The sequence below is a fragment of the Sulfurimonas sp. CVO genome, from assembly GCF_009883775.1.
In the GTDB taxonomy this organism is placed as follows: Bacteria; Campylobacterota; Campylobacteria; order Campylobacterales; family Sulfurimonadaceae; genus Sulfurimonas; species Sulfurimonas xiamenensis.
The window spans coordinates 975,935-990,570 of the sequence record NZ_CP033720.1 but is presented as its reverse complement, the minus strand read 5'-3'; the positions used below and the strand labels follow the sequence as shown (position 1 = coordinate 990,570).

14 protein-coding genes are annotated in these 14,636 nt (G+C 33.6%); 11 read left to right on the top strand and 3 right to left on the bottom strand.

Translation table 11 applies throughout. The features are described from left to right. The first annotated feature begins 1 nt into the window (after window position 1). Window positions 2-556: a class I SAM-dependent methyltransferase gene (locus tag CVO_RS05015; RefSeq protein ID WP_152299277.1), complete on the top strand. Its 555-nt coding sequence runs from the start codon at window positions 2-4 to the stop codon at window positions 554-556. Here the strand turns inward: CVO_RS05015 and recO are convergent, their stop codons facing one another. Then, window positions 557-1,177 (bottom strand): recombination protein RecO, encoded by a 621-nt coding sequence (gene recO, locus CVO_RS05010; protein ID WP_159570478.1) that lies wholly within the window; start codon window positions 1,175-1,177, stop codon window positions 557-559. It lies immediately after the preceding gene. A 179-nt stretch (window positions 1,178-1,356) separates the two neighbouring features. Here recO and gltB point away from each other — a divergent pair, with 179 nt between their 5' ends. The 9 genes from gltB (at window position 1,357) to CVO_RS04965 (ending at window position 12,665) form a co-directional block, all read left to right on the top strand. Further along, complete coding sequence (gltB, locus tag CVO_RS05005; protein WP_159570475.1) at window positions 1,357-5,796, top strand: glutamate synthase large subunit; 4,440 nt, start codon at window positions 1,357-1,359, stop codon at window positions 5,794-5,796. Window positions 5,797-5,798: 2 nt separating this feature from the next. Continuing rightward, window positions 5,799-7,184 (top strand): glutamate synthase subunit beta, encoded by a 1,386-nt coding sequence (locus CVO_RS05000; protein WP_159570472.1) that lies wholly within the window; start codon window positions 5,799-5,801, stop codon window positions 7,182-7,184. A gap of 136 nt (window positions 7,185-7,320) precedes the next feature. Further along, entirely contained in the window at window positions 7,321-8,166 is an 846-nt protein-coding gene (accD, locus tag CVO_RS04995) for an acetyl-CoA carboxylase, carboxyltransferase subunit beta (RefSeq protein ID WP_152299281.1), read from the top strand. After that, a complete protein-coding gene (locus CVO_RS04990; protein ID WP_152299282.1) occupies window positions 8,166-8,729 on the top strand; it encodes a thiamine phosphate synthase in 564 nt (187 codons plus the stop codon). Before accD ends, CVO_RS04990 begins: the two co-directional genes overlap by 1 nt. Further along, window positions 8,726-9,184, top strand: coding sequence for a 23S rRNA (pseudouridine(1915)-N(3))-methyltransferase RlmH (locus CVO_RS04985; RefSeq protein WP_152299283.1), 459 nt, complete (start codon window positions 8,726-8,728; stop codon window positions 9,182-9,184). The genes CVO_RS04990 and CVO_RS04985 overlap by 4 nt, the downstream gene beginning before the upstream one ends. A 9-nt stretch (window positions 9,185-9,193) precedes the next feature. Then, window positions 9,194-9,550 carry an RNA polymerase-binding protein DksA gene (dksA, locus tag CVO_RS04980; protein ID WP_152299284.1) on the top strand — a complete coding sequence of 119 codons (357 nt, stop codon included), beginning with the start codon at window positions 9,194-9,196 and terminating at the stop codon, window positions 9,548-9,550. 10 nt (window positions 9,551-9,560) lie between these two features. Then, entirely contained in the window at window positions 9,561-10,577 is a 1,017-nt protein-coding gene (locus tag CVO_RS04975) for a hypothetical protein (protein WP_152299285.1), read from the top strand. 13 nt (window positions 10,578-10,590) lie between these two features. Next, window positions 10,591-11,544 carry a tRNA dihydrouridine synthase DusB gene (gene dusB / locus CVO_RS04970; RefSeq protein ID WP_152299286.1) on the top strand — a complete coding sequence of 318 codons (954 nt, stop codon included), beginning with the start codon at window positions 10,591-10,593 and terminating at the stop codon, window positions 11,542-11,544. Next, the gene (locus CVO_RS04965; protein ID WP_159570469.1) at window positions 11,538-12,665 is read left to right on the top strand and encodes a hypothetical protein; all 1,128 of its coding nucleotides are present in this window, start codon (window positions 11,538-11,540) and stop codon (window positions 12,663-12,665) included. Before dusB ends, CVO_RS04965 begins: the two co-directional genes overlap by 7 nt. A gap of 2 nt (window positions 12,666-12,667) precedes the next feature. Here the strand turns inward: CVO_RS04965 and CVO_RS04960 are convergent, their stop codons facing one another. After that, on the bottom strand, window positions 12,668-13,468 hold the full coding sequence (locus CVO_RS04960; protein ID WP_159570466.1) for a hypothetical protein: 801 nt from the start codon (window positions 13,466-13,468) through the stop codon (window positions 12,668-12,670). After that, window positions 13,465-13,791, bottom strand: a complete 327-nt coding sequence (gene fliN, locus CVO_RS04955; RefSeq protein WP_159570463.1) for a flagellar motor switch protein FliN — start codon at window positions 13,789-13,791, stop codon at window positions 13,465-13,467. The genes CVO_RS04960 and fliN overlap by 4 nt, the downstream gene beginning before the upstream one ends. A 98-nt stretch (window positions 13,792-13,889) precedes the next feature. Between fliN and CVO_RS04950 the strand changes: the two genes are divergently transcribed. Then, window positions 13,890-14,621, top strand: coding sequence for a sulfite exporter TauE/SafE family protein (locus CVO_RS04950; RefSeq protein WP_152299290.1), 732 nt, complete (start codon window positions 13,890-13,892; stop codon window positions 14,619-14,621). Window positions 14,622-14,636: the final 15 nt, after the last annotated feature.

The following is a 14,636-nucleotide window of genomic DNA, read 5'->3' as shown; positions in this document are numbered from 1 at the left end:
CATGATAGAAGATAAACAGAGATGGAATGAGAGATATTTAGACAATCCAATGCCGCAAAGTGTTTCTCCTTTGATTGAGAAATATATTGAGCATGCAAAAATAGGAGATGCTATAGATATAGCATGCGGAACAGGCAGAAATGCGCACTATTTATCTGATTTAGGTTTTATGGTAGATGCTGTTGATATATCTGATTATGCTCTTGGCAAAGTTAAAAACAGTGCAACTATTACAAAAATTGATACAGATTTGGATAAATATAATTTGACTCCAAATAAGTATGATTTAATCGTAAATATAAACTATCTCAACCGTCGTTTAGTTTCACAAATGAAAGATGCTTTAAAAAGCGGTGGTGTTTTAATGTTTGAAACATTTATAGTTGCACATGGTGATTTTAATCTTCCAACTACAAATCTAGATTATCTTTTGCGTAAAAATGAACTTCTGCACTCTTTTATAGGACTTGATGTTATATACTATGAAGAGAAAATCGATATAAATTTAAGAGGCGAAAAAATTAAAGTTGCTTCTCTTGTAGCTAAAAAAAATTAGCTACAACCCTTCAAGTAAAATATACCACAGTCTGTCTACTTCTTCATCGTTTAAAAAAAGTGTTGATTTGTTTTTAAACAACTCATTTAAAGCATCTTTTTTTACTCTAAAAGTATGAGAGCACTCTTTGTGGGTCGGTAAAAATGCGCGAATAAGAGAAATATCATCTTCTTCTATTGCACTAGAGCATAAAAAACATTCAAACTCTGTGTGTAATCTTCCCTCATATTCAAGCAGTTTGATATATGACTCTACTGCAACTCTTTTTGGGTTTTGTTTGTTCCAGATTTGTGAGGCACTGTCTAAAAGTTCAAAGTAAAAAACATCAAGATCATCTGTATCTTTAAGATGTTTATAAAAAAGTGCGCAAAAATCCTGCCACAATTTTAAAAGTTTATAATCATTTATCCATTTAAATCCTATATGGATTACATCTTTTAGTCTATGTATTGATGATTTTGAAGAGGCCTCTTTCTCATAATCTATCTTAAAGCCAAGATTGATAGCTCCATGTCTCGCTCCATAAAATCTATAAAGAGTATCTAAGCTCTCTCTTGATAAGATAGTAACAATTAAATCTTCATCTTTTACTTTATTAAGATTTAGAATAAATCCTTGCATTGTTTTGCTTCTTTACTTCACATATTGTATTTTTTCTAATAAAATTATTTTGATATTATATTTTTTTAAACCTTTAAACCGTATAATGCAAGTTCTATCTCTAAATAGAACAAGTTTCTTTAAAAATAGATTAAATTTGTAAAAAAAATTATAAATAATTACAAAATATAGGAGTTTATATGGTTGAACATCATGATTTATTGAGATCATTTAAAGATAATTGTGGTTTCGGGCTTGTTGCTAATATTAAAAATATAGCATCGCACAAAGTTTTAAATGATGCAGTTACGGCATTGGAAAGAATGATGCACCGGGGTGCAGTAGCGGCAGACGGTAAAACCGGAGATGGAAGCGGTCTTCTTTTTTCACTTCCGGAAGAATTTCTTCGTAAAGAGGCAACAAAAAAGGGTATTGAGCTGCCAAAACAGTTTGCAGTTGCTTCAGTTTTTACTAAAGATAAAAAACACTTAGATATTATAGAAGAAATTTCTGAAGCAAATGATTTAAAAATTGTTCTTCAAAGAGATGTTCCAATAGACTCAAATGCACTTGGAGAGCAGGCCTTGGCTTCTCTCCCAAATATTGTTCAACTATTCATAATTCCAAACTCAATTATGGCTACAAATAGATTTGATGCACTTCTATATTTATCACGCAAAGAGAGCGAGCATAAACTAGCAGATGACAAAGATTTTTATATAGCATCTATGAGCTCAAAAGTTCTTTCATACAAAGGGCTTGTAATGCCTACGCATATAAAAGAGTTCTATAAAGATTTGCAAGATGAGAATTTTAAAATCTCATTTTCACTCTTTCACCAAAGATTTTCAACAAATACATTGCCGGAGTGGAGGCTTGCTCAGCCGTTTCGCGCAGTTGCTCATAACGGCGAAATTAACTCTGTTGAGGGGAACCGCTTCAATGTAGAGATAAAATCTGAATCTATAAAAAGTGAAGTTTTTACAGATGAAGAGATTCAAAGAATACTGCCTATCTTACAGCCTAGATCTTCAGACAGTGCTTCTGCAGATAACTTTTTTGAGTTTTTGCTTGTAAACGGCATGGACTTTTTTAAAGCAGTGCGCGCGGTTATTCCTGCAGCTTGGCAAAATGCTCCGCACATGGACCCTGAACTTCGTGCATTTTATGAGTTTCAATCTACCGTTTTTGAAGCGTGGGACGGACCTGCAGCATTCTCCGTGACAGATGGAAGATATGTTGGATGTGTGCTTGATAGAAACGGGCTTCGCCCATCAAAATATATCATTACAAAAGATGATACGCTTCTTATAGCAAGCGAGTACGGTGTTGTCGATATTCCTGAAAAAGATATTAAAGAGAGAGGGCGTCTTCAATCAGGAGAGATGATAGGACTTGATCTTAAATTTGGAAAAATTTTTAAAAACAGTGATATTAATGACTATTTAAAAAGCTCAAACTCATATATGAAATGGCTTAATGAGCATATGATTTATCTTCAAGAGCATGTTGTAGACCAATATATGTCAGATTCAGAGTACACAAAAGAGGAGCTTGTCGCTAGACAGAGATACTTCAATATTACACATGAGGTAATAGAGCAGGTTATAGAGCCGATGATTTTAGAGGGCAAAGAGGCTGTCGGTTCCATGGGAGACGATACACCGCTTGCAGCTTTTTCAAATAAACAAAGAGCATTTAGTGACTTTTTTAAACAAAAATTTGCTCAGGTTACAAATCCTCCTATTGACCCGATTAGAGAAAAAGTTGTTATGAGTTTAAATACGGGTTTTGGCGAGGTTCACAATATACTCGATGAAGTTCCGTTTCACGCGCACCGTCTTAAATCTGTTTCTCCTATTATTACAAGCGAAAAGTTAACTATTTTAAAATCATTCGGAGATAAAAAATCTCCGAGTTATCAGGATTTTTATCGCAATAAAACATTCTCTACTGCATATGAGAAGGATTTGAAAAAGTCATTGGATGTATTGGTAGAAAATGTTATTAATTCAGTAAAAAATGAAGGCACAAGAATTATTATACTTGATGATAGCGATTTTAGCAAAACAAAGAAAATTATTCCGATGGCAATGGCTATCGGATGTCTTAATATCGCTTTGTTAAAAGCAAAAGTACGCCATCTTGCATCTATGGTTGCAGTGAGCGGTGAAGTATATGACTCCCATAGTGCTGCTGTTCTTATAGGTTACGGCGCAAATGCGATTCATCCCAAACTTTTAGCTGAAACAGTTATTGAACATACTAAAAGATCTAATGCAATTAGCGTGGATTGCAGTGTAGCATTAAAAGCTGTTCACGGCTCACTAAATGCGGGAATACTTAAAATCATGTCTAAAATGGGTATTTCAACTATAGCTTCATATAGAAATTCAGGTCTTTTTGATGTAATGGGTCTTAGTCGTGAGATAGTAAATGAGTGCTTTGGCGCTTCAAACTCTGCACTAAACGGACTTGATTATAACGATATAGATGAGAGACTTACAAAGTATCACAAAGATGCTTTTCAAGAGAGTGGATTCAATAAGATATTTCCTTTAAATATAGGCGGATACTATAAATTTTATAGCGGTCAAGAGCATCATGATTTTGGACCTGAGATTATTCATGCTATTCATGCAACAGCAGAGAGCGGAAGTAAAAAAGATTATGAAAAATTAAGAGATTTGGTAAACAGAAGAGGATTGAAATTTATTCGTGATTTCTTTGAGATAAAGTCGAACAGAAAACCGATTGATATCTCTGAAGTTGAGCCAAAAGAGGAAATATTTAAAAGATTTGCTTCAGCTGCTATGAGTCTTGGTTCTATAAGTCCTGAGGCGCATGAGACAATTGCTATAGCTATGAATAGAATCGGAGCACAATCAAACTGTGGAGAGGGTGGAGAAGATCCAGAGCGTTTTGAAACAGAGAGAAATTCAAAAATAAAGCAGGTTGCTTCAGGGCGTTTTGGAGTAACTCCTGCATATCTTAGAAGTGCTGAAGAGATTCAGATAAAAGTCGCTCAAGGTGCAAAACCGGGTGAAGGTGGACAGCTTCCGGGGCATAAAGTATCGGCACTTATTGCAAAACTTCGCCACACAGTTCCGGGTGTTACGCTTATTTCCCCTCCGCCTCATCATGATATCTACTCGATTGAGGATTTGGCACAGCTTATTTTTGATGTAAAGCAGGTAAATCCAAAAGCAAGAGTTGCGGTTAAGTTGGTTTCAACTATCGGCGTAGGAACAATTGCTGCAGGTGTTGCTAAAGCGTATGCAGATAAGATTATTATATCCGGCGGAGACGGCGGAACAGGTGCTGCACCTCTGACTTCCATCAAATTTGCAGGAAATCCATGGGAGCTTGGACTTAGCGAAGCGCATAATGCATTAAAAGCAAATAATCTTAGAAAAGTTGTTGAACTTCAAACAGACGGAGGTCTGAAATCTGGTCTGGATGTGGTAAAAGCAGCACTGCTTGGTGCTGAGAGCTATGGTTTTGGAACTGGAGTTTTAACAATCGTAGGCTGTAAAATGCTTAGAATATGTCATGTAAATAAGTGTTCGGTGGGTATTGCTACGCAAAATGAAAAACTTCGTCAAGAGTTCTTTAAAGGACATGTCGATCAGCTTATAAACTACTTTACGCTTTTAGCAGAAGATATCCGTTCTATTATGGCAGAACTCGGATTTAAAACAATGCAGGAGATGATTGGAAGAAGTGATTTGTTGAAAGTCGTAGATAACGATTTTGCTCAAAAATTTGATTTTAGTGCAGTTTTACATCAAGAAGATGGAACAAATACACATCAACAAAAATTCAATCCTCCATTTGATAAAAATGATTTTGAAAAAGATGTATTAAAAGAGGCAATGAGCGCTATCAAGCATCCTGAGTATCCGGTAAGAATAAGCAGAAATATTACAAATGTAAATAGAAGTTTTGGTGCGCTTATTAGTGGTGAAATAGCCGAATATTATGGTGATAAAGGTTTGAATTCCGATACAATTAGAATTAATCTTACAGGTATTTCAGGACAAGCACTCGGTGCATTTTTGATTCACGGGGTATCAATATACTTAAATGGTGTAGCAAATGACTATATTGGAAAAGGTATGCATGGCGGTAAGATAGTAATTACCTCTAAAAACAGCGGCGAAGAGTTTGCTGCGGGAGGAAATACATGTCTTTACGGCGCAACTGGCGGAAAACTTTATATCTCAGGAAGTGTGGGTGAGAGATTTGCAGTTCGAAATTCTGGAGCGCTTGCAATTGTTGAAGGAACAGGCGACAATGCCTGCGAGTATATGACAGGCGGTGTTGTAGTAATATTAGGTCGTACTGGAATAAACTTTGGTGCGGGTATGACAGGCGGAATCAGTTTTGTTTATGATGAAGAGCATAAATTTGTAGAAAATGTAAATCGTGAATTAGTAGAGCTTGTAAGAATCGATACGGATGAAACCGATGAAGCAAGACACTATCTTAAAAAACTTCTTAAAGATTATGTTGTTGAGACTCAGAGCAAAAAAGCAAAAGAGCTGCTTGATAATTTTAGAGTAGAAGTAAGAAATTTCTGGCTGGTAAAACCTAAAAATCTAACAAAATTGCCTATGAACTTAGAGATCGGAGATTAATCATGAGAGAGTATTTAACAATTGAAAGAGTAGAAGCAAAAAAAAGATTAGTCGTAGAGAGAACAAAAGATTTTGGAGAGATTTACGAAGTTTTTGACAAGAGTGAAGCTGCAACACAAAGCGAGAGATGTATTCAGTGCGGAGACCCGTTTTGTCTTAATAAATGTCCGCTTCACAACTATATCCCACAATGGCTAAAGGCTATAAGTGAGAAAGATTTAGAGTTTGCTTTTAAACTCTCAAACGAGCCATCTCCGTTTCCTGAAGTTATGGGTAGAGTCTGCCCGCATGACAGACTCTGCGAAGGCGATTGTACTTTAAATGACGGTCATGGTGCTATTACAATCGGTTCAGTGGAAACACACATTACAGAAGAGGGATTTAAAGCAGGATATAAACCTGAATTTCCAGGAATAACAACTGATAAAAAAGTTGCAATTATCGGAAGTGGACCGGCTGGACTCTCGGCTGCAACCTATCTTTTGCGTTCAGGAATAGCAGTGACTATGTATGAGAGAAGCGATAGAGCAGGCGGACTTTTAACATATGGTATTCCAAATTTTAAGCTTGACAAGAAAATAGTTGAGCGCCGTGTAAAATATCTTATCGAAGCAGGCATGGAGCTTGTGCTTGGGTGTGAAGTAGGCAAAGATATAGCTTTTGAAGAGATTGCAGATAAACATGATGCAATGTTTATAGGTGTCGGTGCTACAAAAGCCAAAAAAGCTTCTATCAACGGAGAACAGGCACCAAATGTTTATAAAGCAATGGATTATTTAACAGCAATTCAGAGAAAAAATTTTAAACAATCTTATGATAAAAAATTTGATTTTAAAGATAAAAATGTTGTTGTAATCGGCGGTGGAGACACAGCTATGGATTGTTTAAGAACTGCTAGGAGAGAGGGTGCAAAAAGTGTTACCTGTCTATATAGACGCGATGCTCACAATATGCCAGGAAGTCAAAAAGAGTATAAAAATGCAATGGAAGAGGGAGTTGATTTTATATTTTTTGTCTCCCCTAAAGAAATTGTTCTTAATGACAAAGGCAATGCAATTGCAGTAGAGTTAATTAAAACTACTCTTGGAGCAAAAGATGATAGCGGTCGTCAAAAAATGGAGGAGATTAAAGGGAGTGAACACAGAATAAGTGCTGATGTAATAATCATGTCTTTAGGTTTTAATCCAGAAATCCCGTCATTTTTAGCAGAAAATGGCATAGAAACAAACAAGTGGGGCGGGATTGTTATTAATGAAAATACGCATGAGACTACAACTTCTGGAATTTATGCGGGAGGTGACTGTTATAGAGGTGCTGATTTGGTTGTAACAGCAGCTTACGACGGTCGTGAAGCGGCAAGAAGCATAGTGAAGTCTTTGCTTAAATAAAGGGGGCTTAATTTTCTGCATGCAACAAATTTGTATGCAGAATTTTTTTTATTGATTATCTATAAAAAATTATATATGTAAAGTATAATATAAAATTTGATATAATTCGTCCCATTAATATAATAAAGGATAATCTTTGAACCTCTTAAGCATTTTTTCTAGAAATAAAAATCAAAAACAGCCAGTAAAGAGTGAAGCTCCTGCTCACTGGGTTAAATGTAAATCTTGTCAATCTTTGATGTATTACAAAGAGGTGGAAAATCAAAAACATGTTTGTCCTAAATGTGGTTATCATATTAGAATAGGAGTTAAAGAGAGAATCGAACTTTTAGCAGATGAAGGAACATTTGTAGAGTATGATGATAATTTAAAACCTGTAGATCCTTTAGAGTTTGTAGATAAAATATCTTATAAGCAAAGGCTTGAAGATGCTGCAAAAAAAACAGGTAAAAATTCATCTGTTGTAAGCGGCGAATGTGAAATGAATGGCGTTGCAGCACAGCTTGTTATATTCGATTTTGCTTTTATGGGCGGCTCTTTAGGCTCTGTTGAGGGTGAAAAAATTGTTCGTGCTGTTAATCGTGCCATAGAGAAAAGACATGGTTTAATAATACTTAGTGCAAGCGGTGGTGCTAGAATGCAGGAGAGTACTTTTTCACTTCTTCAAATGAGTAAAACTTCTGCAGCTTTAGCAAAACTGGCAAATCATAATCTTCCATATATTTCAGTTCTTACTGACCCTACAATGGGTGGAGTAAGTGCTTCATTTGCAACACTTGGTGATATCATTATAGCTGAACCAGGCGCTCTTATCGGTTTTGCAGGACAGAGAGTTATTGAACAGACAATCGGCTCTGCTCTTCCGGATGGATTTCAACGCGCAGAGTTTTTACTTGAAAAGGGCTCCATTGACATGGTTGTAAATAGAAATAATCTTAAGCAAACACTTTCAGATCTTTTAACACTTCTAAAAGTTGCATAATGCGTCTTTACGCACTATGTGACCAAGATCTTCTAGATAAAAGAGAAATCTCAATAGAAGATTATATTCGCATTGCAATAGAGCAAAAAGCAGAGATAATCCAATACCGCAATAAAAATGCAAATAAGCAGTTTATAAAAGAACAGCTTATTAAAATCAGAAATATATATGATGGTTTTTTGATTGTAAACGATGCATATGAACTTGTAGAGTTTTGCGACGGTGTGCATGTCGGGCAAGAGGATTTAAAAACTATTGACAATGATCCAGTCAGAGCGGTAAAAACTTTAAGAGAAATTATTAAAAAAGATAAAATATTAGGCATCTCTACACACAGTAAAGCAGAGGTATTGCAAGCTAATGAGATGGAGTTAAATTATATTGGTTTAGGGGCATATAGAAATACAAATACAAAAAATGACATATCAACAATTCTTGGAGAAGAGCTGGATGAAATTGCTTCATTATCCAGACATTTTGTAGCTGCAATCGGAGGTGTTCAAAAAAGTGATAAATTTTCAAATGTTACATATCATGTCATAGGAAGTGGGCTTTTATCATGAATATAGAGATAGTCTCAATTGCAAAAAAAGAGCGCTCTACCTATGATCCTCTCTATAAAGAGCTTATAAAGATGATTTCTCGCTTTGCAAAAGTTGATGATACGGAACTTTTTAACAAAGATGTAACAAAAGCACACACTATCTCACCGGAAGCCTCTAAACAGGCATATTCAAAACTTTTAGAACCTTATATATCAAAAGGTTTTAATATAATATTGCATCCGGATGGGAAAATAGTTGATAGTTATGAATTTAGTAAGCTATTAGATGATAAAATTGCGATTAAATTTTTTATAGGCGGAGCTTATGGCTTTGAAGACAAGTTTTTAAAAAAAAGTGATGTCGTAATAAGTTTGGGAAATATAACTATGAGTCATAAGATTGCAAAAGTAGTTTTGCTTGAACAGATTTATAGAGGTTTTTCAATTTTAAGCAACCACCCATATCATAAATAAGGAAAGTAAGTGCAAGATAGTGAGCTAAAATACTTTAAAGAAATATTAGAAAGTAGAAAAGAACAGATAATAAAAAATATTAATAGTGTATATGCTGAGTTAGATGAGTTAGGTTTGCTAGAATTAAACGATGAAGGTGATCATGCGTCGGCGGACAATAACTCAATGGTAGAAAATGCAATAGTAAAACAACAAGAAAAAGAGTTAAAAGAGATCAATGTAACATTGGCAAAAATTGCAGCGCGTGAATATGGAGTATGTGAAATGTGTGAGGACCTTATTGGGTTTCAAAGATTAAAAGTTAAGCCTCATGCGATATACTGTAAAGATTGTAGAGAGATCGTAGAAAAATCAGAATCTAAATAAGGAGTAAAGCATGCATATTAAAAAATACACAGTAGCAGCATTTATATTAATCATATTAGTCGGATGGTATATTTATGCGTTCGTAACTCAAGAAAGCTTAAGTATTAATTTATTTGGTACAACACTTCCATCGTTTTCAATAGCTGTTTGGGTAATTTTGCCTATGATTATATTATATGTAGCCAGTGTAATTCATATGTTGTTTTACTCATTTTTAGGTACTTTAAAAAGTCGTAAATTTGATAAAGATTATGAAAAAATTGTTAACGCAATTATAGATGCTTATCTTGGTAAAAATGATCGTTCCAACTCATTTAAAACCAGTAGATATCAACTTTTAGGTTCTGTTATTGATAATGCAACAATTTTTCCTGTCGGAGATGTAAATATAGACATTGATAATAAAAAAATCAGTGAAGTTCTTACTTTAATTAATAAAATTAGAAATGGAGAACCTGTTGATTTAAAAAAATACTCTTTACTTCCGTCAAATCCACTTGTAATTCAAAATGAGAGAAACAGATACAAAAAAGGCGATATAAGTGCCGAAGATATATTAGCTGATGAGAAAAAATATGACAGCAGCCTACGCAAAGAGGTATATATTGATTTTGTTAAAGAAGCACCGCTTTATTTGATAGAAAAATATAAAAGTGCTTTAACTAAAGAAGCTCTTTTTGAAATTTTATCCAGAGTTAATGCGGATAAGCATACATTAGAGATATCTAATGACTCATTAATTTCTCTTTTTAATGATTTAAAATTAAGTTCAAAAGAGTATATAGAAGCATCTAAAAAATTATCTAAAACGATGCTTCCTGAACAAAGAATAAAACTTTTTGAAACATTAAGCAATGAAAAAGAGTTTGCTATGGAAGCATATCTCTTTACTCTGTTTGATTTGGAGATGATCGATCCTGCAAAAGAGATATTAGATATTTCACAAGCAAATGAGTATATACCTTTTAAAGCATATAGTTCACTCAGAGAGTGTGGAGAAAATTTTGATATCAATCTTTTTGTATAGTAAAAAAGCATAAATGACTAAAAGTATATCCTTTGATAAACCAATATATGTTTTAGCACCTCTTGCGGGCTATACGGATCTGCCTTTTAGGAGTGTGGTTAAAAAATTTGGAGCTGATTTGACTGTAAGTGAAATGCTTAGTTCAAATGCTTTGGCTCACGGATCTGCTAAAACACTTCATATGATACAAAAAAGCACAAATGAAGATCCATATTCTGTTCAAATTGCAGGAGCAGATGTAAATGTTGTGCGTAAAGCAGTTGAGATTTTAAATGAGCAAGAGGGAATAGATATTATTGACCTAAATTGCGGCTGTCCCGTGCCAAAAGTAGTTGGTCACGGAAGCGGAAGCTCACTTCTTTTAGATCTTTCTTTAATGGGTGATATTATAAAAACTATCAAAGAGACCTCAAACAAAAAGCTAACAAGTGTAAAGATAAGACTGGGCTTTGAGAAGAAAAATCATATTGAAATAGCAAAGAGAGTTGAAGATTGCGGAGCCGATTTTTTAGCGGTTCATGGAAGAACACGCATGGGAAAATTCAAAGCGCCGGTTGATTATGATGCTATAAAAGAGATCAAAGAGGCTATAAATATACCGGTTATCGCAAACGGTGATATAGACTCTTATGAGAAGGCAAAGTGGGTTTTAGAACACACAGGAGCAGACGGAGTCATGATCGGAAGAGGTGCTGTCGGTGCTCCTTGGATATTCCATCAGCTTAAAACAGGAACTAAAGATATTGACAAAAATATTAAGCATGATATAATCATGGAGCACTTTGATAAGATGATAGAGTTTTATGGTTCTCATGGAGTACCCATGTTTAGAAAGCATACTCATACTTACTCTAAAGGTTACCGAGGTGCATCAGCACTTAGGGACAGTGTAAACCGTATATCAGATATAAAAGAATACCGTGCTGTCATAGATGACTTTTTTTGTAGTAATGAGATAATTTGTTAAAAATCAGTAAATCAATAAAAACATTAGATGAGAGTGATATTGGAGATAATTTACTACATTATGATTACAATGTAAAACACCTCTTATCTTTGATAAGAAGAGGCGTTAGCGAAGATGATCCCCACTTTTTAAGTTCATACCGCTCCTTTGAAGGTGAAGTTTTTGAAAACTTTATTTATGAAAAACTTCTTATTTACGCAGTAGAAAATGATAACATAGAAAAATTTGTACTTAAGGGTTTTCATCAAGACAAGATAAAAGCACATGCCAATACTCTCTCCATAAGTGAAAAACAGCAGATTGTTTATAGAACTAAAAGCAGAGAAATAAGTGAATTTGATGCTATGTTTATTACAAAAGATAAAGAGCTCTATTTTGTAGAGATGACTCTTGTCAAATCTGTTTTAAAACTTAGAAAAAGACTTAGAAAGAAAAAAGCTTTACTTGAAATCATCTTTCCAAATTATGAGATAAAATCTTTAATTATTCTAAATGAAGGAGCTACAGGAGTAAGACAGTTTCCTTCATATTGCAGTGTTTGGTTTACCGAAGAGTTTTCAGCTAAGGGCGTGCTTGATTATATTGTTGATACGGATGCTAAAAAGCTGATGCCAAAGAAAAGAATTAAATCTGAGAAAATGATAGAAGCACACTCCTTAAAACTCTATCCGTTTAGATATTACAATACTATTTCATGGATTAGCAAAACAATAAGAAGCCATAAAAAATATATACTAGATATGAATTTTTTAATGAGCGAAAAAATTCAAAGATATCATGATTTATATAATAAATTTTATATCGGTTATATCGATGTAGCCGAGATAAGAGATGAACTACAATTAGATAACAGTTATAGAGATGAGCAGCGGGTAATAGTAGCGATTGAAAAGAAGCATTCAAACGAGATAGTATTGACATACTATGTGCAGCTAACACGAAAAAGCTTGTATTTGTACTCTTTTGATGAAGATAAAATTATTAAAGAGAAAAAAGATCCTTACGGTATTACTGTGACTGAAGTATATCATATAAGTAAAATGATGGATGAACAATATAAACTTACTCTGTCAAATCTTAAAATAATCAAAAAACTTCTACAAGATAGATCTCAACTCTAATTTTAAGATTCGTATCGCAGCGAAGCTGCTTTTTCTTTATATGATTGCAAATACTCTTTTGAATCTTTGTTATCACTGAAAAAAGCATCAATCTCTTTTTGCCTTTTTTGTAAAATAGAGTTAAATTCACTTTCTGTTACTGGTCTGTTTTGAGTAAACTTATCAAGCAATATATTACTTTTTCCTATAAGAATAAGATAGCTTTGTTCACCAAAATCAAGCATAACAACACTGTTTTGGCTGTTGATGGATTTTTGAAATCTAATGCTGACGCTATTTATATGGGATAGAAAATTTTCTTGTTTAGAATCTTTACTTTGTTTTACAGATACTCTTTTTTTCATATAAAAAAGTATTGCTGCCGTTAAAATCAGCAAGGTTATAAAAATATAGTAATTTTGGGATATCTCATTATTCTCTTTTGTTTGAAGAGAGTTTGAAAGTGGAGGTGAAGCTATAAATCTTAATCTTAAAGCATATGCATCAGGTGTTTTAGAAACTTCTAGGTTGACCAAAGGCGGCACATCTGCAATAATCTCTGTATACCCTTTTATTTGGGTTATTGTTATTGATTTTATATGCGATGATGAAAGTTTTTTAATTTTAGGTGATTCGATAGAAACATCTTCAAGTTTGATAATTATATTTGAATCGTTTGATTTTTGTTTAATAACTCCATTGTATGGAGTATCAAAAGTCAAGATAATATCTACTTTGTCTTTTTTATCATAGATATTAAAGCTTAATATTTTTGAGGCATATAAAGAGAGAGGAAGCAAAAAAAGCAATAAGAATTTTATCATCGCTTTTCTTCTGCAAAATTATCTAAAACTGTATTTGGATCTAAAATTTCATTTATTCTCACTGCAAGATTTTTGTCACTTACAATGACTTCACCTTTACCTAAGAGATGGCCGTTAATATATGATTCAATATTTCCGCCAGCCGGCTTTTTTAGATCTATAATAGAACCTTTTGTCAGTTTTAAAATTTCTTCGATTGAGAGTTCAATTCTGCCAAGTTCAGATACAAAGTCAACTTCTACATCTAATAACCCTGAATAATCTATCCAAGAAAGTTCTGTTTTTGGGTTAAAATTTTCGTAGTTATATCTTTTCTCTTTCAATTATAACTCCTTAACATCGATGATTATACTTCAATAAATCTCAAAGTAAAATTAAACCCTGTTTTAAAAATGATATAATTCGAAAAAAAGTTTGAACAATGATAGAATTGATTTTTTTGGGTGTTGGTGTAGGTTTTTTATCTGGTTTTTTCGGCATTGGCGGAGGGACAATACTTGTTCCATCGCTTTTGTTATTGGGCTATCAGATTAAGGATGCAATCGGTATTTCTGTAGTGCAAATGGTCTTTAGTTCTATCTATGGCAGTTATCTAAACAATAAAAAGAAAACATTAGATGTTCCAATGGTTCTCACAATAGGTATCGGTGGGTTTTGTGGTGCATTTTTAAGTGGATTTATTGCTTCTGGTTTTGATGATAAAACATTAGAAATAATTTTTTTATTTTTTGCTTTTTTTGCTCTAAGCAGACTCTTTTTTAAAACAAAAATAGGTGCGGTTCAAAAAGATGTAAACAAATTTATTTTGTTTTTTATAGGAGTTGTTTTGGGCATTGTAAGTATGCTCATTGGTGTTGGCGGGAGTGTACTTTTAGTACCGATTTTGGTTGGATTTTTACATGTAGATCTTAAAAAAGCTATATCTGCGGGTCTATTTTTTGTAGTTTTTTCATCTATTTCAGGTCTTATTTCTCACTCATTAAGTAGAGAGATAGATTTTTTTAGTGGTATAACCATAGGATTGGCATCTCTTTTTGGTGTTTATGTCGGTATTTTACTTAAAGATAAAGTTGATGCAGTATTGCAAAAAAAACTATTAGTAGTTTTTTATCTTTTTATTGTTATATACTTAATGCAGAGAATATTTTTTTAGAGGAAGTTGATAAAT